The 21,149-nt window shown below is 61.8% G+C and carries 16 protein-coding genes; 8 read left to right on the top strand and 8 right to left on the bottom strand.

All coding sequences use genetic code 11. From position 1 onward, the window contains the following. Window positions 1-3: 3 nt before the first annotated feature. Window positions 4-1,614, bottom strand: coding sequence for a class I adenylate-forming enzyme family protein (locus MA04_RS01190; protein WP_262459182.1), 1,611 nt, complete (start codon window positions 1,612-1,614; stop codon window positions 4-6). 229 nt (window positions 1,615-1,843) lie between these two features. Here MA04_RS01190 and MA04_RS01185 point away from each other — a divergent pair, with 229 nt between their 5' ends. Then, a complete protein-coding gene (locus MA04_RS01185) occupies window positions 1,844-2,281 on the top strand; it encodes an acyl-CoA thioesterase (RefSeq protein WP_026948778.1) in 438 nt (145 codons plus the stop codon). Between the two features lie 50 nt (window positions 2,282-2,331). Here MA04_RS01185 and MA04_RS01180 read toward each other — a convergent pair whose 3' ends face one another. Continuing rightward, the gene (locus MA04_RS01180) at window positions 2,332-3,306 is read right to left on the bottom strand and encodes an NADPH:quinone oxidoreductase family protein (protein WP_262459181.1); all 975 of its coding nucleotides are present in this window, start codon (window positions 3,304-3,306) and stop codon (window positions 2,332-2,334) included. Between the two features lie 318 nt (window positions 3,307-3,624). Here MA04_RS01180 and MA04_RS01175 point away from each other — a divergent pair, with 318 nt between their 5' ends. After that, window positions 3,625-4,803, top strand: coding sequence for an alkane 1-monooxygenase (locus tag MA04_RS01175; protein WP_163124942.1), 1,179 nt, complete (start codon window positions 3,625-3,627; stop codon window positions 4,801-4,803). A 16-nt stretch (window positions 4,804-4,819) separates the two neighbouring features. Here MA04_RS01175 and MA04_RS01170 read toward each other — a convergent pair whose 3' ends face one another. Then, window positions 4,820-5,629, bottom strand: coding sequence for a thioesterase family protein (locus MA04_RS01170; protein WP_262459180.1), 810 nt, complete (start codon window positions 5,627-5,629; stop codon window positions 4,820-4,822). Continuing rightward, on the bottom strand, window positions 5,622-6,605 hold the full coding sequence (locus MA04_RS01165) for a Rieske (2Fe-2S) protein (protein ID WP_262459179.1): 984 nt from the start codon (window positions 6,603-6,605) through the stop codon (window positions 5,622-5,624). Before MA04_RS01165 ends, MA04_RS01170 begins: the two co-directional genes overlap by 8 nt. Before the next feature lie 147 nt (window positions 6,606-6,752). Here MA04_RS01165 and MA04_RS01160 point away from each other — a divergent pair, with 147 nt between their 5' ends. Both MA04_RS01160 and MA04_RS01155 read left to right on the top strand, forming a co-directional pair. After that, window positions 6,753-7,334, top strand: coding sequence for a TetR/AcrR family transcriptional regulator (locus MA04_RS01160; protein WP_205475390.1), 582 nt, complete (start codon window positions 6,753-6,755; stop codon window positions 7,332-7,334). Window positions 7,335-7,356: 22 nt separating this feature from the next. Further along, complete coding sequence (locus MA04_RS01155) at window positions 7,357-9,009, top strand: acyl-CoA dehydrogenase family protein (RefSeq protein ID WP_163124950.1); 1,653 nt, start codon at window positions 7,357-7,359, stop codon at window positions 9,007-9,009. A gap of 38 nt (window positions 9,010-9,047) precedes the next feature. Here MA04_RS01155 and MA04_RS01150 read toward each other — a convergent pair whose 3' ends face one another. Beyond that, window positions 9,048-9,893: a MerR family transcriptional regulator gene (locus MA04_RS01150; protein WP_014996702.1), complete on the bottom strand. Its 846-nt coding sequence runs from the start codon at window positions 9,891-9,893 to the stop codon at window positions 9,048-9,050. A 52-nt stretch (window positions 9,894-9,945) separates the two neighbouring features. Beyond that, complete coding sequence (locus MA04_RS01145; RefSeq protein WP_163124952.1) at window positions 9,946-11,676, bottom strand: SDR family oxidoreductase; 1,731 nt, start codon at window positions 11,674-11,676, stop codon at window positions 9,946-9,948. Window positions 11,677-12,100: 424 nt separating this feature from the next. Between MA04_RS01145 and MA04_RS01140 the strand changes: the two genes are divergently transcribed. From MA04_RS01140 to MA04_RS01125, 4 genes are read left to right on the top strand one after another with little or no spacing between them, the layout of a single operon-like run. Beyond that, on the top strand, window positions 12,101-13,723 hold the full coding sequence (locus tag MA04_RS01140) for an ABC transporter substrate-binding protein (protein WP_262459178.1): 1,623 nt from the start codon (window positions 12,101-12,103) through the stop codon (window positions 13,721-13,723). Between the two features lie 3 nt (window positions 13,724-13,726). Continuing rightward, window positions 13,727-14,758, top strand: a complete 1,032-nt coding sequence (locus MA04_RS01135) for an ABC transporter permease (RefSeq protein WP_163124956.1) — start codon at window positions 13,727-13,729, stop codon at window positions 14,756-14,758. Between the two features lie 4 nt (window positions 14,759-14,762). Further along, window positions 14,763-15,623: an ABC transporter permease gene (locus tag MA04_RS01130; RefSeq protein ID WP_163124958.1), complete on the top strand. Its 861-nt coding sequence runs from the start codon at window positions 14,763-14,765 to the stop codon at window positions 15,621-15,623. Window positions 15,624-15,632: 9 nt separating this feature from the next. After that, the gene (locus MA04_RS01125; RefSeq protein ID WP_262459177.1) at window positions 15,633-17,318 is read left to right on the top strand and encodes a dipeptide ABC transporter ATP-binding protein; all 1,686 of its coding nucleotides are present in this window, start codon (window positions 15,633-15,635) and stop codon (window positions 17,316-17,318) included. Between the two features lie 118 nt (window positions 17,319-17,436). Here the strand turns inward: MA04_RS01125 and MA04_RS01120 are convergent, their stop codons facing one another. Both MA04_RS01120 and MA04_RS01115 read right to left on the bottom strand, forming a co-directional pair. Continuing rightward, on the bottom strand, window positions 17,437-18,951 hold the full coding sequence (locus MA04_RS01120) for an aldehyde dehydrogenase family protein (protein ID WP_163124962.1): 1,515 nt from the start codon (window positions 18,949-18,951) through the stop codon (window positions 17,437-17,439). A 74-nt stretch (window positions 18,952-19,025) separates the two neighbouring features. Continuing rightward, window positions 19,026-21,122, bottom strand: coding sequence for a PQQ-dependent dehydrogenase, methanol/ethanol family (locus tag MA04_RS01115; protein WP_163124964.1), 2,097 nt, complete (start codon window positions 21,120-21,122; stop codon window positions 19,026-19,028). Window positions 21,123-21,149 lie beyond the last annotated feature (27 nt).

Genomic DNA, 21,149 nt, shown 5'->3' with positions numbered 1-21,149 from the left:
GGATCAGCCTCGTTCTTGTTGCTGCTGCTCTTTCCAGTAAGGGTCGCGCAATTCCCGCTTCAGAATCTTGCCAATGGTGCTGCGTGGCAAATGATCCCGAAGTTCCACGTCGTGCAAACGTTGGGCCTTGCCCAGTTGCTGGTTGGCCCAGTCGCGGATCTCATCGGTGCCGGTGTCACTGCCCTGGCGGCGCACCACCAGGCCCAACGGAGTCTCACCCCATTGCTCGCTGGGGATGGCGATCACTGCTGCATCCGCCACATCAGGGTGCTTGAGCAGCATTTTTTCCAGGTCTTCGGCATAGATGTTGAAGCCACCGGAAATGATCATGTCCTTGCGGCGATCCAGTACGGACAGGAAGCCGTCTTCGTCGAGCCGGCCCATATCACCGGTGCGATAGAACACTTCCCCTTTCGGGCTGGTCCAGAGCATCTCGTTGGTTTTGTCTTCTCTTTTGTAGTAACCGCGCATCATGGCGCCGGCGCGACCGACGATCTCGCCAATGGTGCCGGGGGGCACTTCCTTGAGATCCTCATCGATGATACGCAGCTCACAGCCCTCACCGGCGCGGCCGACGGTGTCCCATTTATCGGGAAATTCAGCACAGTTGAGGATGGTGCTGACGCCGCCCTCGGTGAGGCCGTAGAACTCGATGATATTGCCTGGCCAGCGTTGCATCACCTCGGCAATGACATGGCCACGCAGGGGCGCGCTGGTGGAGAACTTCACTTTGAAGCTGCTCAGGTCGAAGCGATCGAATTCCGGATCGGAAAGGATCCGCTGATACTGGACCGGTACCAACATGGCGTGGGTGACGCGATGCTTCTCGCACAATTCGAGGAATCTGCGCGCGTCGAATTTGCCCATGGTGACGATGGTGCCACCGCCGAACAGAGTGGGCAGCACGGAAACCAGAGTGGTGTTGGAGTACAGCGGTGTGGACACCAGGTTGATCGCGGTATTGTCGAATCCCAGGGCGGTGAAACGGTCCATTTGCCGGGACCGCAGGCGGTGGTCGTGCAAAATGCCCTTGGGTACACCGGTGGTGCCGGAGCTGTAGATAATATTGAACGGGTCGTCCGCGCCGGGTTCCCGATCGGGCCTGGTACTGGGGGCGTCGCCGACCCAGTCCATGAAGTTGCTCCAGCCATTATCCTGGAAATCCAGGGCGATGCGCTGTTGTGGGGAGACGTTCTCCAACTGATCGAGCAGCGGCGTGATCAATTCCTGATTCTTCCTGGAGATGAACAGGAAACGGGCATCGCAGTCGTTGATCATCAGCGCCAGGGTGTCCCCGGCAGCCATGCTGGACAGAGGGACCATGCAGCCGCCGGCGGTAAGCACACCCATGAACAGGGAAAAATAGGGAATGCTGTTTTCGGACAGGCCGGCCACGGTATCGCCGGGTTGCAGGCCGGCGTCAATCAGGCGGTTGGCTACGCGGTTGACCTGATCCACGAACTGCCGCCAGGTCAGGTTGCCGTTATCATCGTAAATGGCCGGATGATCACCCTGTTCCGCGGCCAGTTCCTGGAGCCGGCGTGGCAGACAACGGAACTCTTCATCGTCGACTTGCGGTGCGTACTGGGGCATGGCGTTACTGACTGCGGTCATCGTCCTCTCCCGTGGTCCGGAACCGGGTTCCGGAGCTTCTGGTTATTTTGATAAACGGTTTACAAAACGCGTTTGGAATTTGGCAGGCAGAATACTACCAGGTATGTTGGCGAACAATACCGGCTGGTCACGGCTTGCCTTGGCCGGCCTGTAGCCCTTGTAATATAAGGGGATTGAGCGATCTTTCGGCCGCCCATCAATGTTAAGGATACAAACCAAGGAGTGTTTCATGAGTGAGCCTTTCCGTTACCGGCTGCGCGTGCGTTACAGTGAATGCGACGCCCAGCACGTGGTGTTCAACGCCCGTTACGGTGACTATGTTGACCTGGCCATGACCGAGTTCATGCGTGCTCTGGGGCGGGATTACGGTGCCCTGCTGGCGCGTGGGCTGGATAACCAGGTAGTGAAGCTCACTCTGGAATGGAAAGCTTCCGCCCGCTTTGATGATGTACTCGAGATCCAGGTCAAACCGCTGTCGTTGGGTAACACCTCGTTCTCGCTGGAATTCCTTATTCTGAACGCGGAAAGCCAGCAGTTGCTGTGCCGGGCGGAATCGGTGTACGTGATGATGACCACGGAACCGTTCGAGAAAACCCGGGTGCCCGACGATCTGCGGGCCGCGTTGCAGGAAGGCGCGGTCGGCAAGGTGTGCGATCAGAGCGGTTAAGAGGGGCATGGCCCGGCGGTGTCGCCGGGCCATTATTGAAACCGTCGGGATCAACCGACCTTCAGCACGACCTTGCCCTTGGCGCGACGGGAGCTCAATGCCGCCAGGGCCTGCTCATATTCCTCGAACGGGAATACCTCGCTGACCTTGGGGTTGATCTTCCCTTCCGCGAACATCCGCATTAGATCCTTCACGTTCTGGATGTGCGCTTCCGGCTCCTTGCGGGTGAAAGTGCCCCAGAACACGCCGACCACGCTGCAACCCTTGAGCAGGGGCAGGTTGGCGGGGATCTTCGGAATCTCGCCGGCGGCGAAGCCGATGATAAGGAAGCGGCCATTCCAGGCCATGTTGCGCAGCGCCGGCTCGGTGAAGCGATCGCCCACCGGATCGTAGATCACGTCGATGCCCTGCGGATAGCGGCTCTTCAGCACATCCTTCAGGTCTTCTTCGGTGTAGTTGATCAGATCGTCGGCGCCGGCTTCACGGGCCACTTCCAGCTTGTCGGCGGTGCTGGCGGCGGCGATCACCTTGGCGCCCATGGCTTTACCCAGTTCCACCGCGGCCAGGCCAACGCCACCGCTGGCGCCCATGACCAGCAGGGTTTCGCCGGGCTGCAGATTGGCCCGCTGTTTCAGCGCATGGTAGCTGGTGCCGTAGACCATGCTGAAACCCGCCGCCTGTTCGTCGGACATACCGTCCGGAACCGGAATCACGCGATCAGCGGTGACCACCATTTCCTCGGCGAAGCTGCCGTAGCCGGTGAGGCCCATCACGCGCTGGCCCGGCTTATAGCCCTTGACGTTCTCACCCACCTCGACGATCTCGCCGGCCATTTCACCGCCCGGGGAAAAGGGCAGTTCCGGTTTGATCTGATACTTGCCCTCGATGATCAGAGTGTCAGGGAAGTTCAGGCCAGCGGCCTTGACCCGGACCTTGATGCCGTCGGCGCCGACGGCGGGGGAAGGAACGTCCTCGATGACCAGCTTATCCGCCGGCCCCAACTCCTTGCAGAGAATGGCGCGCATGCATCTCTCCCGAATAATACTTATTGAGACCGACACGCTACCCCTGGGCCATGCATTAGACAAATGCATAAGACTCATCAAAGGGCATAAGCAGTATGAATACAAGGGCGACTGAAGAAGGGCTGAAGATTCATCGACTCCCGAAAAGTGTGAGTGGTCACTACCTTTGTGGGCATGACTATGGGGGCAAGGCGGCACTTTTATCGGCAACAGGAAGCGGTCGCCCTTTTGTCACACCAGGCAAGGCCGTTCATATTGACATTGTCTGATGTAAAGGTTGATCATGAATTGACCGGGCGTGGGCGAGGACGAATAACGATGAAGACCGTAACCATGCAGACTCAATCAGGTGAAGTACAAGAATGGCGGGACAGCCGCCGCTACCTTTGGTTGCTCAGCACTCTGACCATGCTGTTGCCCCTGTTCACGGTCTGGCTGGCCAGCAGTACCGGCTGGGCCCTGTTCTGGTGGTTTGGATTTCTGTTCGTATTCGGGGTGATCCCGTTGCTGGATATGCTGCTTGGCGAAGAGACCGAGAATCCGCCGGAAGCGTTGGTGCCACAGCTGGAACAGGACCGATATTACCGCTGGGCGGTGTATGTGTGCCTGCCGTTTCTCTATGGCGCCTTTATTTATGCCGCCTGGGTGGCCGCCACCTGGAGCCTGCCCTGGTACAGCTATCTGGGGCTGGCGGTCTCCACGGGCTGCGCCACCGGTATCGCCATCAATACCGCCCACGAGATGGGGCACAAGACCGACCGCCACGAGAAATGGATGGCCAAGCTATGTCTCGCCCCGGTGTTCTACGGGCACTTCTATGTGGAACACAATCGTGGGCATCACGTCAGGGTATCCACGCCGGAGGATCCGGCATCCTCCCGGTTTGGCGAGACGTTCTGGGAATTCCTGCCGCGCACCGTGATCGGCAGTCTTGGATCCGCCTGGTCGTTGGAAAAACAGCGGCTGGAGAGGCAAGGACTTTCGGCATGGAGTTGGCATAACGACAATCTGCAGGCCTGGGCATTATCGGTGGTGCTTTGGGGTGCTCTGATGCTGTGGTTGGGCTGGGCGGTGGTGCCGTTCCTGCTGATTCAGAGCCTGTTCGGTTTTCAGTTGCTGGAGGTGGTCAATTATCTCGAGCACTACGGGTTGTTACGGCAAAAAAAGGACAATGGGCGCTATGAACGCTGTCTGCCGGAGCATTCCTGGAACTCGAACCGCCGGGTAACCAATATTTTTCTTTATCAGTTGCAACGGCATTCCGATCACCACGCCTATCCCACGCGCAGTTATCAATCGCTGCGGCATTTCGATGAATCCCCCCAATTACCGGGTGGATACGCATCGATGATCCTGCTGGCGTGGGTACCTCCGCTGTGGTTCAGGATCATTGATCCGATGGTGGTACGTCATTACCACGGTGACATGAGTCGGGCCAACATCAAGCCGCGGATCCGTGAGCAGGTATTGGCCAAGTACGGACAAAGCCCGGGCTGAAGCCCGGGCAGGCGGATCAGGGGCGCCGCTCGCGGACCAGCAGATTCTGCTGAGCGACGCCGATCGGGCCCTGCTCATCGTGGAGCACGGACCGGGTCAGACCGATCCCCGACGGCTCGATCCAGGTTTGACTGTCCACCCCGACCCATTCGCCGAGCGGTGGCCGTTGCAGATAAACGGTCAGGTCGGTGTTGGCGAACAGATATCGATCCAGGGGCAGCACCCAACTGAGGCCATTGCCGAAATCCGCCGCCGCCGCCGCCCGGGCGGTCGCCGTGGTGGTCCGGTCCTCGATCAGGGGTACCGTCAGCCGCAGCCACGCCGCAGCTGGCCCGGGGCGGTCGGTACGCCCTCGGGCCACCCGGGATTCCATCGCGGTGTAATGAAAACTTTCCTCCCGACTCATGCCGGGGATGGTGACCGGTTCCTGACAGTCGCCGGGCGCCGGCAACGGCGCTTCGTCGGTGGCTTGGCCGGTATCGATACCGTTGGTCAGCACCAGTACCGCCAAGCCTTCCGCCACCGGCCGCCCTTGATGTTGCAGACAAACGGAAACCCGCCGGACCGTGCGCCCGCCCCCCACCGTTACCGTGCTTTCCAGCGGCGCCACCGGCACCGGCCGCACCAATTCCAGGGTGAGCCGGACCAATTGGTATCCCTCTCCGGCCAGGGCTTCCTCGGCCAGGGCCGCGACCAGTGCGGCCGGGGCGCCGCCATGCTGGGCGTCCGGGCTCCACGGACCGCGCGACAGTCCGGTGGGATGAAGATGCTGCTCCCGCCGCTGGAAGACACAGTCGCTGGCAGTGGTCGAGATCGGATCAGACATGGGTTAACTCCAGTTTTTCGTGGTGAGAGGCGGGCAGTGGTGAGAATTGCGTGGCCCAGCGGCGGAATTTCATGATCGGGCCGTCGCCGGCCGCCAGACTGGGCCGTTCCCAGCGGGCTTTGTGACGCCAGATGGGCACATCCTCGCTGACCTGGCGGATTGCTTCCTGAACCAGCTCCAGGCTCATATCCGGAGAGCGGATCCCTTCCAGGCGGGCCATCAGGCTGAAGTTCAGGTCGACTTCGCGGGCACCACGCACGGTGATGCCATCAATGAACAGGATCTCGGCGAGGTCGCCGACGCGGAACCGAACCAGTGCCAGATAAGGGCCATGGAGCGTGGTTTGAATGAAACCGGGCACCACGCCGGTCGGGGTGTTGAAGCGATGATGGATGTCCACGTCCAGCACCGTGCCCTGGTTCTCGCAGCGCCTCACTTCCGCCAGGCTGTTGACGCCGTGCAGGTAATGGAAGTGGGTACTGTCAACGATGTTCTCCTGGATCTCGTACCACACGGTGGGTACGTTCCAGCCGTGGCAGTGATAGCGCGACCATTGCGGGTCGCGATACTCGGGCAGGTCGGGAATCTCGTAGTCCGGGACCTGGTTCTCCGGGTGCCACCAGGCGAACAACAGGCCATGACGCTCCACCAGTGGCAGTGAACGCAGTCCGCGATGACTCAGGCGGGCGTCGGGACTGTAGGGAATTTCCACGCAATCGCCGTCACCGTCGAAACACCAGCCGTGGAACGGGCATTGCAACGCCGTGCCTTTGACCTGGCCGCCGTGACCCAGATGGGTGCCCAGGTGGCGGCAGTAAGCATCCATCAGATGCGCCTGCCCTTCTTCGTCTCGCCACAGTACGAACTCCCGGTCGAAGGCCCGGAAAGGCCGTACCTCGCCCGGTTTGAGCCGATCGCCGTACTCCACCTGGAACCAGCCGCAGGCAAAGGGATTGATCCGTGCTGAGTTGGTCATGATGCACCTCCCGCGCTCGTTCAGAGCGTCTGTTTTGTTATGTAATCGGCTTGAGATTAAAAAATGTGCATGACGGTTGCAACAAGAAATGGAACATGATTCATTCTTTGTATGGCATATCGACGTACCCCGAAAATGGAAGCGCGCATGGCGCGTACCCGATCCCGCATTTTGGAGGCCGCCCAGGCGCTGGTGGCGGAGGGAGGCTATGCCGCCGCCGGCATGCCCGCGGTGGCGCAACGGGCGGAGGTCTCCACCGGCTTGCTGTACCGCTACTTTCAATCGAAGACGGATTTATTCGATCAGGTATTCCGGCGTGCCTCCCAGCATGAGATCGACATCTGCGCCGAGGCCGCGGCCGTAGCCGGTGATGCCCGGGAGCGGGTGGCACGGGTGGCGGAGACGTTCTCCCGGCGGGCCCTGAAAGGCTGGAGGTTGGCGTACGCGCTGCTGGCGGAGCCGGTGGATCGCACCATCGAGTTCGACCGGCTGCATTTCCGCAAGCCGTACCGCGCCATTTTCGCCGGCATCATTGGTGATGGCATCGCCGCCGGTGAGATCGCCGAACAGGACGCGCAACTGTTGGCCACCGCCATTGTCGGCGGTATCGCGGAAACCCTGGTGGGACCGCTCAGCCAAAGACCCGCGCCGGAGCAGGAAGCGGCCCTGGTGGAGAGCGTGAAGCGCTTTTGCATGCAGGCCGTGGGTCCGCCTCCGCCGGAAACATGAACAGGCTCTAAGGAGAAGAAAAATGGATCCGTTCTTCCAAACGCCGCCACAGACGGGCAACCGCTTTCACACCGATCCCACGTTGCGTCTGGCATTGCAATGGCGCCTGCCGGAGGCGGTTTTCCAGGCGGCGTCACCGGCTCTGGAAAACATGGGGCGATTGGCCGCCGACATCATGCCGCCACTGGCCGAGCAAGCCGAAAACAATCCGCCGCGGCATCTGCCCTACGATGCCTGGGGGCGGCGGGTGGACCGGGTCGAAGTGGACGAAAGCTGGCTGGAACTGGTGCGTCTGGGGCAACGCCACGGTCTGGTGTCCTTGCCCCACGAAGACCCTTACGGGGTGCATACACGGATCGTGCAGGCCGGGTTGATCAATCTCTACGACCCGGTCAGCGCGGTGGCGGATTGCCCGCTGGTGATGACCGACGGCGCCGCCTGCCTGCTCAAGGAGCACGATCCGGAACTGGCGAAACGGTATGTGCCGCGCCTGACCGCGCGGGAGCGGGCCTGGACATCGGGGCAATGGATGACGGAGCGGGAAGGGGGATCCGATGTTGGCCGCAGTGCCACGGTAGCGCGACCCGGTGACGGCGGCACCTGGCGTCTGTTCGGTAGTAAGTGGTTCACATCCGCCACCACCTCGGATATGGCCCTGGCCCTGGCCCGGCCGGAGGGCGCTGGCGGTGGCAGTCGCGGGCTGTCGTTATTTCTGTTGGAACTGCGGCAGGCCGACGGCGGCTGGAATGGACTGACGGTACGGCGGCTCAAGGACAAACTGGGCACCCGCGCCCTGCCCACCGCGGAGCTGGATCTGGCCGGTGCCCGGGCGGTACCGGTGGGTGGTTTGGGGGATGGCGTGCGCAAGCTTACCGGATTGCTGGGCGTGGCCCGCTATTGGGCGGCGATCGGAGGGTTGGCCGGAGTCGGGCATTTGCTGGCGCTGGCACGGGACTATGCCGGCAAGCGCGAGGTGTTCGGCCGGCGTTTGGTGGATCACCCGATCCATCGGGAATGGTTCGCCCGCATCGCCTCGGTGTACGACGCCATGGTGGTGTTGAATCTGGAAACCGCCTGGCAGTTGGGACGGGCTGAGCACGGGGAGGACGGAACGCTGGCGCGTCTGTTTACCTCCTTGGGTAAGCTGGCCTGTGCCCGTCAGGGGGTGTGGGCCGCCAGCGAATTACTGGAGAGCTTCGGTGGCGCCGGTTACGTGGAAGATACCGGGATCCCGCGGCTGTTCCGCAACCTGCATGTCAACTGTATTTGGGAGGGGACGTCCTCGGTACTGGCTCATGATGTATTACGGGCACTGAGAAAACCGGAAACCGGGGAGGCGTATATCGAAGAGGTGGTAAGGCGCCTGGGCGCGCTTCGCCATCCGGCCAGTGAGTCCATGCGCGAAGGTATCGAAGAGGCGCTGGAGTCGCTGGTGCCGATGATCAACACGCCCAGGGAAGAACAGGCCCGGCGGCTGGCCTGGGGTATGGCGCGGACCTTCCAGGCGTTGCTGTTAGCGGAGTTCGCGGAATGGCGGCTGACACATTATGACGACAGCACCGGTGTGACGGTGGCGCGATTGTTCGCCGCGGAAGGACTGGTGGAAGCGGGTTGCGATGAGCCGGCGGCCGCTTTGCAGGCGGTGGCGTTTCCGAGTCAGACGTTGCCGAAGTGAGGTCGTGGTGACCGGGGAAGCGTCGCCGAGGCTTGGTCTCAGTGATGCTTCTCCAGATGGGCCAGTACGTTTTCGAGCCGGTCCACCAGTACCTTGTTGATGCTTTTTTCCAGCACCCGGCCCAGTTCGTCGTTGACCACCGCCTCCGCCAGCGGCCGGATGCGGGTGATGAATTCCGCCAGGGTGGCCACGTCCTCACCCTGGGGCAGGCTGTTCTCACCGTATTTGTCGTCCACCAGATGCTGGATGATCATGCCGATGAAACGCTCGGCCAGCTTGTCCACTTCCTGGCGTACCAGACGCACATGGGTGAGTACCGCATCCAGAGGCACTCCGGCTTCCACCAGTTCCTTGCCGGCGTTGTAGACGCGCGGATAGGGCACGCGCAGGCGCATGCCTTCGGGAACGATGTAACCCAGGCTGACCGCCTTGGTCATGACTTCCGGGGTGATGTCCTCGCCAAAGTCGTCGATCAGGTCCTGATAATCCACATAGGAGGGCACCTGCGGATTGCGCCAGGAGGTCACCGCCACTTCCAGACCGAGGATATCGTTGAGATCGCGGCCCTCTTCCCAGGCACTGAGCAGATCACGAATATTGTTCAGGGTATAGCCCCGTTCCAGCAGGGCGCCGATGATCTTCAGGCGAGCCAGATGGACATCGCTGTAGATGCCGGTACGGCCGCGCTTCTCCGGTGGTGGCAGCAGGCCGCGATCCTGATAGGCGCGCACGTTGCGCACCGTGGAGCCGGCCTCCCGGGCCAACTCGTCGATGGTGAATTCCTGGCGTTTTTCCAGGTCGGCGCTGGTGCCCCCCGTCGGCCGGAAGGCTTGCTGACGCAGGGAGCGCAGCAGCGCGGCGGGGGTTTTTCGTGATGAACTCATGGGGGCGATAATAGACCCTATACCGCGGTGGTGCCAGGGATCCCGGCCTTCCTCAAGGGGTCAGATCCAGCCGTGCCAGCCGCCGCGCCAGCGCCGGGCTGAAACGGCCCACCAGGCGCATGCCGCTGGCTTCGGCGCTGACCGGCACTTCCGCCCGGTTCTCTTCCACCGCGGAGACGATGGCGGCCGCCACCCGGTCGGGGGTGAAGCCCCGGCGTCGGTAGAAACGCTCCGCTGACGCCCGGCGACGCTCCTGCTCTTTGTCATCGGCGCCGACAAAACGGGTGCGGCCGGTAATCGGCGTATCGATGATGCCGGGGCAGATGGCGGAGACGCCGATACCCTGGTCCGCCAGTTCCGCGCGCAGGCACTCGGTCAGCATCAGCACCGCGGACTTGCTGGTGGCGTAAGCGGGCAGGACCTTTGAGGGCAGGTAGGCGGAAGCCGAGGAAACATTGACGATATGGCCGGCCTTGGCTTGGTCGATCATTAATCGGGCGAACAGCCGGCAGCCGTGGATAACGCCCCACAGATTGACGTCCAGCACCTGTTTCCAGTCCTTCACGCTGGTATCCAGCAGCGGTCCGGCCAGCCCGATGCCGGCATTGTTCACCACCACGTCCGGGGCGCCCAGTTCCCGCTCCACATAGCGTGCCAGCGCTTCCATGGAGCGTGCGTTGGCGACGTCCGCGCGGCGGCCGAGAGCCTGGCCGCCGGCATCGACAATGCGTTGAGCGGTACGTTCGGCGCCGCCGCCATCAATGTCGGTACACAGCACGGTGGCGCCACGGGCGCCGAAAGCCAGGGCCGTGGCCTCACCAATACCGGAACCGGCTCCGGTGATGACCACCAGCTTGCCGCTGTCCGGCCGCGGGGCAGCGGGCACTCGCGCCCGTTGCAGGGATGGGCTCTCCGGCGCCCCTTCGATGTGCGCGATGAACTCACGCATGTAACCAGCGGTGATGTCCGGGTGGGCCTGCAGTGGCCCCCAGTGACCGGTATGCATTTCCCGGCGCCACACCCGTTCCGCCCACCGCGGCACCTCGTCCAGCAGTTCCGGGCCGACGTAGCGGTCGCGCAACGCCACCAGCAATTGCACCGGCACCTGAGTGTGACGCTCCCGGGGATGCAGCAGGCACGGCAGCATATTGGCGCGGTAGAGGGCGATACCGTTGATGCCGTCCCGGCGCTGCGTGGGGCTTGGCGCCACCCGCAGGTGTTCGGTGCGCCGCAACAGGTCCGGCCAGGCGCGATCCAGGCCCAGGCGCCACGCCATGGGCGCCAGGCCGGGCAGATGAAAAGCGCCGATATACCAGCTCTTGGCCAATTGTCCGAGACCGGAAGCCAGGGAAGAACGGCGCCGCAGGCGCTGGCCCATGTGATCCAGGCAGGGCCCCGACAGGCTGGTGAACGAGGCCAGGCGGCGTCCGGCATCCGGTTCGGTGACCGCTTCCCAGGACTGGATCGAACCCCAATCGTGGGCCAGCAAATGCACGAGCTTGCCGGGGCTGACCGCATCGATTACCGCGAACAGGTCGTCGCGCAACTCGCCGAGGCGATAGGCGGACACCTCCGTTGGCGCGGAGGAGGCGCCGGCGCCACGGACATCGTAAGTGACTACATGCAGGTCCTCCCACAGGGCCTCGGCCAGCTTGTCCCAGGTCTCACTGTTGTCCGGGTAGCCGTGCACCATGACCAGGGTCGGGCCGTCCGGGTTGCCCCCCTGGCGTACCGCCAGATTGACGCCGTCGCGTACCACGGTCCGATGTTGCCATTGCATCATTGCCTGTCTCCCTGCGAATCGGATTCCTGAAGCAAACCGGCTCCATTGTCGCTCCTGGGCCGGCGCGGGTAATTTGCCCCGGCGCCGGTGCCCGGGGGCAATACGCCCGGCCTGCCCGCTATTTTGGCCCCAGCGGATCGGTTGGCGGGTGGACGGCCCTGGTGCGCGGATGCCCCGGAGTGGTGCGCCCCTATCGAAAAGTCCGTCTCGCGCCCCAGGGTGGGGAGATAACCCATCCTTGCATGCAAGGTGGTGGAGCGGCGCGCCTCGGGCCTCTCCGCAACCCCTCCCCATGGCCTCCGCGGCATCGCCCAACACCTTTAAAAAAAGGCCTCCCAGCGCCCGCCGCCATCTGGCCCGGAATCTGCATACCGGAAGTCGCATACAAGTTGGTATTCATGTTAACCCGCAGGGGGCAGTGTTCATGTACCGTCGCGATTTTTTGAAAGGGGTCTCCGCTTTGTCCGTGGGAGTGGGCGCCCTGACCTTCCTCAAGAGCATGCCGGCGCTGGCGGCCCGGAATGACACCCTGGTGGTGGTCACCGGCACCACCATCAACAGTCTGGACATCCACCGCAGCGGCACCAACCGGCCCAGTTACCAGGTGGCGGTGAACTGCTACGACCGTCTGCTGACCTTTGGCCACAAGCAATTGGAGGACGGGTCTTTCAGCTACGATTACGACAACCTGCAACCGGAGCTGGCCGAATCCTGGGACGTCTCCGAGGACGGTCGCACGCTGACCTTTAAACTTCGTGATAATGCCCGCTTCTGGGATGGCAAGCCGGTCACCGCCCACGATGTGAAATGGTCCTTCGATCGTGCCGTGACGCTGGGCGGCTTTCCCACCGCGCAAATGGCCGCCGGTTCTCTGGAAGAGCCGGAGCAGTTCGAAGCGGTGGACGACAAGACCTTCCGTATTCGTTTGCCGCATTCGTCCAAACTGACGCTACCGGATCTGACCACGCCGGTGGCCATCGTTATCAACTCGGAGGTGGCCAAGGCGCACGCCACCGATCAGGATCCCTGGGCCACGGAATACCTGCATCGTAATCCGGCCGGTTCCGGCGCCTTCAAGGTGGAACGCTGGGACTCCGGCCAGCAACTGGTCTATAGCCGCAATGATGACTGGGCCTGCGGGCCGGTGGCGAAGATCCAGCGCGTGATCATTCGTGAGATTCCGTCCCAGTCCACGCGCCGTGCTTTGATCGAACGGGGAGATGTGCACTTCTCCCAGAATATCCCGGCCAAGGACGCCCGCGAACTGGAGGCGGCCGGTAAGGTCAAGGTGGTCAGCACGCCGATCGAAAACTGTCTGCATGTGCTTTGCACCAATCTTAATTTCGAACCGTTCCAGGATAAAAAAGTACGCCAGGCCATTGCTTATGCGGTGCCCTACGAAGCGATCTTCAACAATGCCGCCTACGGGCGTGGCGTGTCGATGTGGGGCGGTGACAGCAGCAAACCGGAAAGCATTGCCTGGCCACAACCCTTCCCCTACAGCCAGGATCTGGAGAAGGCCAGGGCTTTGATGGCGGAGTCCAGCCATGCCGACGGTTTTTCCGTGCCGCTGTCGTTTGACCTTGGCCAGGCGGACTGGGCTGAACCCACCGCGCTGTTGATCCAGGAGGCGTTGGGCAAGATCGGCATCAAGGTGTCCTTGAACAAGGTGCCGGGCGCTAATTGGCGAACCGTGGCACTGGTGGAGAAGTCCCTGCCGCTGCACCTGGAAAACTTCGGCGGCTGGTTGAATACTCCGGACTACTATTTCTACTGGGCCTACGTGAAAGGCAACCTGTTTAACTCCTCCAATTACGACAACAAGGAGATTGCCGGATTGGTGGATGAAACCCTGTACATGGCCCAGGACGATCCCAAGTACGCCCCGAATATTCGCCGCATGATCGAAATCGCCATCGACGATGTGCCGCGTATTCCGCTGTATCAACCGTCGCTGAACGTGGCGATGCAACAGAACACGACCGGTTACGAGTACTGGTACCACCGTCAGCTGGATGTCCGGCCCCTGACTCTGAAACAGGACTGAATCATGGTGCGTGTGCCCAAGCGTTTGCGGCTGGTGGGTTATCGCCTGCTGCAGGCGATTCCGGTGTTGATCGGCATTGTCGTGGTGTCGTTCCTGTTGACCCGGGCGTTGCCCGGGGATCCGGCGGTGTACTTCGCCGGACCGGCGGCGTCGGAAGAATCCATCGAACAGATCCGCGTCAGCATGGGACTGGACCGGTCACTGCCGGTTCAGTTCTTTGCCTACGTGGGAGATCTGCTGCGCGGGGAGCTGGGGCAATCCATTTCCACCGGCCAGCCGGTGCTCACCGAGCTGACCACGCGTTTGCCGGCGTCACTGGAGTTGACCGGGTTCGCGCTGCTGTTCTCCATCGCGGTGGCGATGCCGCTGGGGATTCTGGCCGCCACCCGGCCCAATTCCTGGATCGATCACCTGTGCCGGTTCGTGGTCACCGCCGGGGTATCGCTGCCCACTTTCTTTACCGGGCTGGCGCTGGTTTACCTGTTCTACTTTCTGCTGGGCTGGTCACCGGCGCCGATGGGGCGGCTCGATATTCTTTATCTGTCACCGCCCCACGTTACCGGTTTTTATGTGATCGATGCGCTGATTGACGGTGATTTCGAGACGGCGCGGGCGGCGCTGGCGCAATTGATTCTGCCGGCGGTGACACTGGGCCTGTTCACGCTGGCGCCGATTGCCCGCATGACCCGGGCGGCCATGTTGCAGGTGCTGGAAGGTGACTTCATCCGCACCGCCCGGGCGGCGGGCCTGTCTGGCCATAAAGTGCTGTACACCTATGCCTTGCGCAACGCCATCCTGCCGGTGATCACCACTTTGGGCATGGTGTTTTCCTTTGCCCTCGGCGCCAATGTGCTGGTGGAAAAAGTGTTCGCCTGGCCGGGCATCGGTTCCTACGCGGTGGAAGCGCTGGTGGTGTCCGATTACGCCGCGGTGCAGGGCTTCGTGTTGTCCATGGCGCTGCTGTTCGTGATTCTCAATTTGTTGATCGATGTGACCTACACCCTGGTCGATCCCCGTCTGGGTATGGAGGACTGACCCGATGTCACTTTCCTCGGTGAAGAATTTCGCTCGCCATGCCCGTTATGTGATGACGGAAAACCCGGTCACCGCACTGGCGGCGCTGCTGTTTCTGCTGATTGTCATCGCCGCCGTGGCGGGGCCGGCGCTGGTGCCCTACGACCCGATGGCTACCGATGGCGGCCGTGCCTTGCAGCCGCCATCCTGGGATCACTGGTTCGGTACCGACCATCTCGGGCGCGACGTGTTTTCCCGGGTAGTGGTGGCGACCCGTTTGGATCTGATGATTTCTTTGGCCGCGGTGGCCATCGCTTTTGTGATCGGTTCCGCCATGGGCGCGGTGGCCGGGTACTTTGGTGGTTGGGCGGACCGCATTACTGGCCGGCTGCTCGATACCATCATGGCGTTTCCTCTGTTTGTGCTTGCCATGGGCGTGGTGGCGGCGGCGGGCAATACCATTGAAAACATCGTCTATGCCACCGCCATCATCAACTTGCCGTTTTACGCACGCATGGCGCGGGCGGAAGTGAATATCCGCCGCCATGCCGGCTTCGTGCAGGCGGCTCGTCTGTCCGGCAACGGCGACTGGCGCATCCTGGCCCAGCATATCTTTCCCAACACCCTGCCGCCGATGATGGTGCAAATCTCGCTCAATATGGGCTGGGCCATTCTCAACGCCGCCGGTCTTTCGTTCATCGGTCTGGGCGTGCGCCCACCGACGCCGGAGTGGGGGATCATGGTGGCGGAAGGCGCCAACTTCATTGTCTCCGGAGAATGGTGGCTGGCGTTTTTCCCGGGTGTGGCACTGATGCTGGCGGTGTTCACGTTCAATTTGCTCGGCGACGGCCTGCGCGATCTGGTCGACCCGCAGCGGCGCACTTGAGGTGAGGACATGAGCATACCGTTATTGGATATAAAAGCGCTCACGGTGGAATTCGGTACCCGTCGCGGCGTGGTGGACGCGGTGCGGCAGGTTTCGGTCACCGTGGCCAAGGGAGAAACCGTCGGCATTGTCGGGGAATCCGGTTCGGGCAAGTCGGTGACCTCCTACGCGGTGATGCGCATCCTTGATCGCGCCGGCCGTATCGCCGGTGGCAGTATCGTGTTCGGCGGCATCAATGTGGGCAAGGCCGATGAGCGCACCATGCGGGATCTGCGTGGCCGTGAGATGTCGATGATTTTCCAGAATCCCCGGGCGGCACTCAATCCGATCCGCTCGGTGGGCCGTCAAATCGAGGACGTGCTGATCGAACACAGTCTGGCTACCCGTGCCGATGCCAGGGAAAAAGCCATCGACGTGCTCAAGGCGGTGCGCATCAATGACCCGGAAAGCCGCTACCACGCCTATCCGTTCGAACTGTCCGGGGGTATGTGTCAGCGGGTGGTGATCGCCATCGCCTTGGCGTGCCGCCCGCAGCTGCTGATCGCCGATGAACCCACTACTGGTCTGGACGTGACCACGCAAAAAGCGGTGATGGATCTGATCCGTGAGCTCACCGCCGAGCGTAATATGTCGACACTGTTGATTACACATGACCTCGGTCTCGCCGCCGCCTACTGTGACCGTATTGTGGTGATGGAAAAAGGGCGCGTCGTCGAGGAAGCGGATACCGCCACACTGTTTGCCGACCCCCAGCACCCCTATACCCGGCGATTGTTGCAGGCGACACCAAGACTCGATTCAAAGGTGGCGGATCTGTTGCCGGAAGAGGATTCGCGCCGCCGTACACCGAGTGCACGCCCGCCTGGTGAGGCACTGCTGCGAATACAGGATTTGGTCAAGGTTTTCCCCGGCAAGGACAAGGGCGATGAGTATCGGGCCGTGGACGGCCTGTCCTTCGAGGTGCGTTGCGGTGAAAGCCTGGGGCTGGTGGGCGAGAGCGGCTGTGGCAAGTCCACCACGTCGTCGATGATCATGCGGTTGCTGGACCCCACATCCGGCAGCATTCAGTTCAACGGTGAGGACATCGGCGCGGTGCCGGGAAAACGCTTTGCCGGCCATCCTGCCCGCGCCGGTCTGCAGATGGTGTTCCAGGACCCGACGGACAGTCTCAACCCGCGCTGGAGTGCGCGCCGCTCGATCAGTGATCCGCTGATGCGGCTCGGTAATGTACGCGGCTCCGCGTTGCGCGCCAAGGTGGAAGCACTGGCGGAAATGGTCGGGCTGCCGGAACATCTGCTCGACCGCTTTCCTCATCAGCTGTCCGGTGGCCAGAAAGCACGGGTGGGGATCGCCCGCGCGATTGCTCTGGAACCGAAGCTGCTGATTCTCGACGAGCCGACGGCGGCCCTGGACGTATCGGTGCAGGCAGTGGTGCTCAATCTGCTGGTGGAACTGCGTGAGCGTCTGGGTATGAGCTATCTGTTCATCAGCCACGATCTCAATGTGGTGCGGCTGTTGTGTGAGCGTGTACTGGTAATGAAAGCCGGGCGGATTGTCGAGCAAGGACCGGCGGAACAGCTGCTGGACAGCCCGGAACACCCTTATACCCGCGAGTTGCTTGCCGCGATCCCGCATCCGCCGGCAGGCATGGTGCCATCCCCGATACGGGGTGAGCCGCAAGCGATGGTCCGGTAGGATGCCCCGAGCTATTCGGGAGCGTGCGTAGGCTGTGAAAAAAGCCGCCGGCGTACGTCGCGACGCCGGCGGAAAAGGCACCAGACTTTGCCGTCTTCAATGGCATGTCAGTGGCGGTTTACACCGCCATGAAAACGGATTTGGTTTCCAGGTATGCATCCAGGGACTGCCGGCCCATGTCGCGGCCGAAGCCGGACAGCTTGTAGCCGCCGAACGGTACCGCCACGTCCAGCATGTTGTGGCAGTTGACCCATACCGTCCCCGCTTTGATTTTCGGTACCAGACGATGCACTCGTGACAGATCGTTGGACCAGATGCTGGCGCCAAGGCCGTAGGGAGTATCGTTGGCGCGGCGGGCCACGTCGTCCAGATCCTCATAGGGCAGCGCCACCACCACCGGACCGAAAATTTCTTCCTGCACGATACGCAGTGTGTCGTCGGTACTGGCGAATACCGTAGGCTCGACAAAGTAACCGCTGCGATTGGCGCGCGCGCCGCCGGTCACCAACTCCGCGCCCTGTTCGCGGCCCAGATCGATATAGCCGCACACCCGGTCCAGTTGTTCACGGGAGACCAGGGGCCCCAGATGGGTTTGCGGATCCAGACCCGGCCCCATGGGCAGTGCCTTGGCCAGTTCCGCCAGTTCCGCCACCACGTTGTCGTACAGCTTCTTGTGCACATAAAGGCGCGACCCGGCGCAGCAGACCTGGCCATGGTTGAAGAAAATCGCCTGGGCGGCACCCTGAGCGGCCAGGGCGGGATCGCAGTCGTCCAGTACGATCATCGGTGACTTGCCGCCCAACTCCAGAGTGACGCGGGTCATGTTGTCCATGGCGGCGCGGCCGATCAGTTTGCCCACTTCGGTGGAGCCGGTGAAACTCACCTTGCTGACCCCCGGATGAGCCACCAGCGGAGCGCCGGCATCCGGACCGTCTCCGGTAATGATGTTCACCACGCCTTCGGGGAAACCGGCCTCCTGCAACAGTGAGCCAAGATAGAGTGCGGTGAGCGGCGTTTGTTCGGCCGGTTTGAGGATCACGGTACAGCCGGCCGCCAACGCCGGTGCCAGCTTCCAGGTTGCGACCAGCAGCGGGAAGTTCCAGGGTACTACCGCCGCCACCACGCCCACCGGTTCGCGGCGCGTATAGGCGAAGAACTCGCTTTCCGGCGGAGCGAAGGGCACCGAAACGTCCAGCGAGGCGCCTTCGATCTTGGTGGCCCAGCCGGCCATATAGCGGAAAAATTCAATGCACAGAGTGATGTCCACCGCTTGTGCGATCTGCGCGGACTTGCCGTTGTCGATGGATTCGATCTCGGCCAGCACCTTGGCGTCGCGCTCGATCAGATCCGCCAATTTCAGCATCAGATTCTGACGTTCAGAGGGCCGCATTCTCCCCCACGGGCCGTTTTCCAGGGCCTGGCCGGCGGCGCGCACCGCGCGGTCCACGTCCGCCTTCTGGGCGGCCGGTACCGTGCCGAGTACCGTTTCATCCGCCGGGTTGATCACCTCCAGGCGCTGCCCGTCGACGGCCTCCACCCACTGATCGCCAATCAGCATGCGGTGATGGGTGGTCTCCAGAAAGGTCCGGGTGCGGCTTTCAATGGTGTGGCCGAATTCCGTCATCATATTCATGGCAAAAGCTCCCCGCGGCCCGGTTTAACCGGGCCGTGTTTTACTGTGTGAGTGATTGGAAAGGTGGTGCTGATTTACTTCTTGGGTCTTATCGCGTCCGCGGTCCCCTGGATGAAAGCTTTGATCTTCTCCACGTCTTCCGCGCTAAGCTTACCGGTGAAGTCCGGCATACCCCGGGAAACGAAGGGACCGTTGAAAACAAACTTGTCCAGATTTTCTATGAAGCTTTTGTCCACATAGCCCAGGTTGGGAATATTGCCGCCCTTGTCGACACCGGGAACGCCATGGCAGAACACGCAGTTGCTGACGTAAAGATAGGTGCCTTCTTCCACCAGGGCCGGATCGTACTTCACGCCGGTGAGAAGATTGCCGAGCTGGTGCTGCGTGAATTCCGGCATCTCCGCCTTACCATTCAGCTTGAAGGTGTAGACAGTACCCGGTGTGGTCGTTTCCGAAGCCCGTTGAGTCAGGCCGAATACCCCACCCCAGCCGGCGGCGATGGTGATGTACTGTTCGCCGTCCACTTCATAGCTAATGGGCGCGGCGATCACGCCGGTTCCCATCGGGGATTGCCATAGAACGTCGCCGCTGCCGGCGTCGAACGCCATCAGGCGCGCGTCGGCGGTGCCCTGAAACACCAGGTTGCCGGCGGTGGAAAGAGCGCCACCATTCCAGGGCGCCACGTGTTCGTAACGCCAGCGCTCCTTCTGTTTGACCGGATCCCAGGCCAACAGACGACCGAAGGGTTTGCTGGCGGGCGGTTGAGCGTTGACCAGCATGCCGGTATTCCAGCCAATACCGCTCATTGGTTGCCCCGGCTTGTTGCTGCCGTGCTCGGTCCAGTTCTTGTCTTCCATGAGGTTGAGAGGAATGTTCTGCGCCGGGAAGTAAGCCAGCCCGGTTTTCGGACTGTAGGACATGGAATGCCAGTTGTGTCCGCCGAAGGGGCCGGGGATGGCGTCAAAGGGTTTATCCTCGGAGCGGGCTTCGGCGATCTCGATGGGCCGCCCATCCTTGTCATAACCGGTGGCCCAATTCACATCGACAAAGTTTTGCGCTGATATGAATTTGCCGTTGGTGCGGTCCACGACAAAGAAGAAACCATTCTTCGGCGCATGCATGATCACTTTGCGCAGTTTGCCGTCGATTTTGATGTCGGCCAGGATTAGATCCTGGGTTGAAGTGTAATCCCAGTTATCGCCGGGGGTTTCCTGATAGTGCCAGACGTAGTCGCCGGTTTCCGGATTGATCGCCACGATGGACGCGAGATAAAGGTTGTCGCCGCCGGCGGGGCTGCGCTTGCGGTGTGCCCAGGGCGTACCGTTACCGGTACCGATGTACATCAGGTTCAATTCCGGATCGAACACCATGGAATTCCACACCGTGCCACCGCCGCCGGATTCCCAATACTTGCCCTTGGGATCCCAGGTTTTCGCCGCCTTGGCCATGGCGTCGTTTTCATACGGCTTGGCGGGGTCTCCGGGCACGGTGAACCAGCGCCATTTCTGCTTGCCGGTCTCGGCGTCGTAGGCGGTGATGTAACCGCGCACACCGAACTCCGCGCCGCCATTGCCGATAATCACATTGCCGCGGAACACGCGCGGCGCGCCGGTAACGGTATAGGGGCGGGAACGGTCAACGATGGTGTCTTTTTCCCAGACCTTTTTACCGCTTTTGGCGTCGAGGGCCACCAGGCGTCCATCGAGCGAACCGACGAAAACCTTGCCCTTGTATACGGCAACGCCACGGTTCACCACATCGCAACAGGCCTGGTACGCTTTTTCCCTGGGTACTTTCGGATCAAAACTCCACAGTTGCTTGCCGGTCTTGGCATCAAGGGCATGCACCACGCTCCAGGATGCGGTCACGTACATGGTGCCGTCCACCACGATCGGCGTGGCTTCGATGCCGCGCGTGGATTTCAGATCGTAGGACCAGGCAAGGCCGAGCTTGTCGACATTCTTGCCGGTGATTTGCGTAAGCGGACTGAAGCGGGTACCGGCGTAGTCGAAACCATGACTGGGCCAGTCCTTGCCGCTGTCACGGTTGGCCAGTATCGAAGCCTCGTCTGGTCCGGCCTGGTCCGCCATGACCGGTCCCGCGGTGAACAGGGAGGACAGTAGCAACAGGGAGGGCATCGTCGCCCTGCGAAATGCAAGCATCAAAGTCATTTTCAGGTGCTCCTTTTCATTTTTATC

Origin of the sequence: Alloalcanivorax balearicus MACL04, assembly GCF_025532145.1 — a bacterium.
Classification (GTDB): Bacteria; Pseudomonadota; Gammaproteobacteria; order Pseudomonadales; family Alcanivoracaceae; genus Alloalcanivorax; species Alloalcanivorax balearicus.
This window is presented reverse-complemented; position numbering and strand designations above follow the sequence as displayed.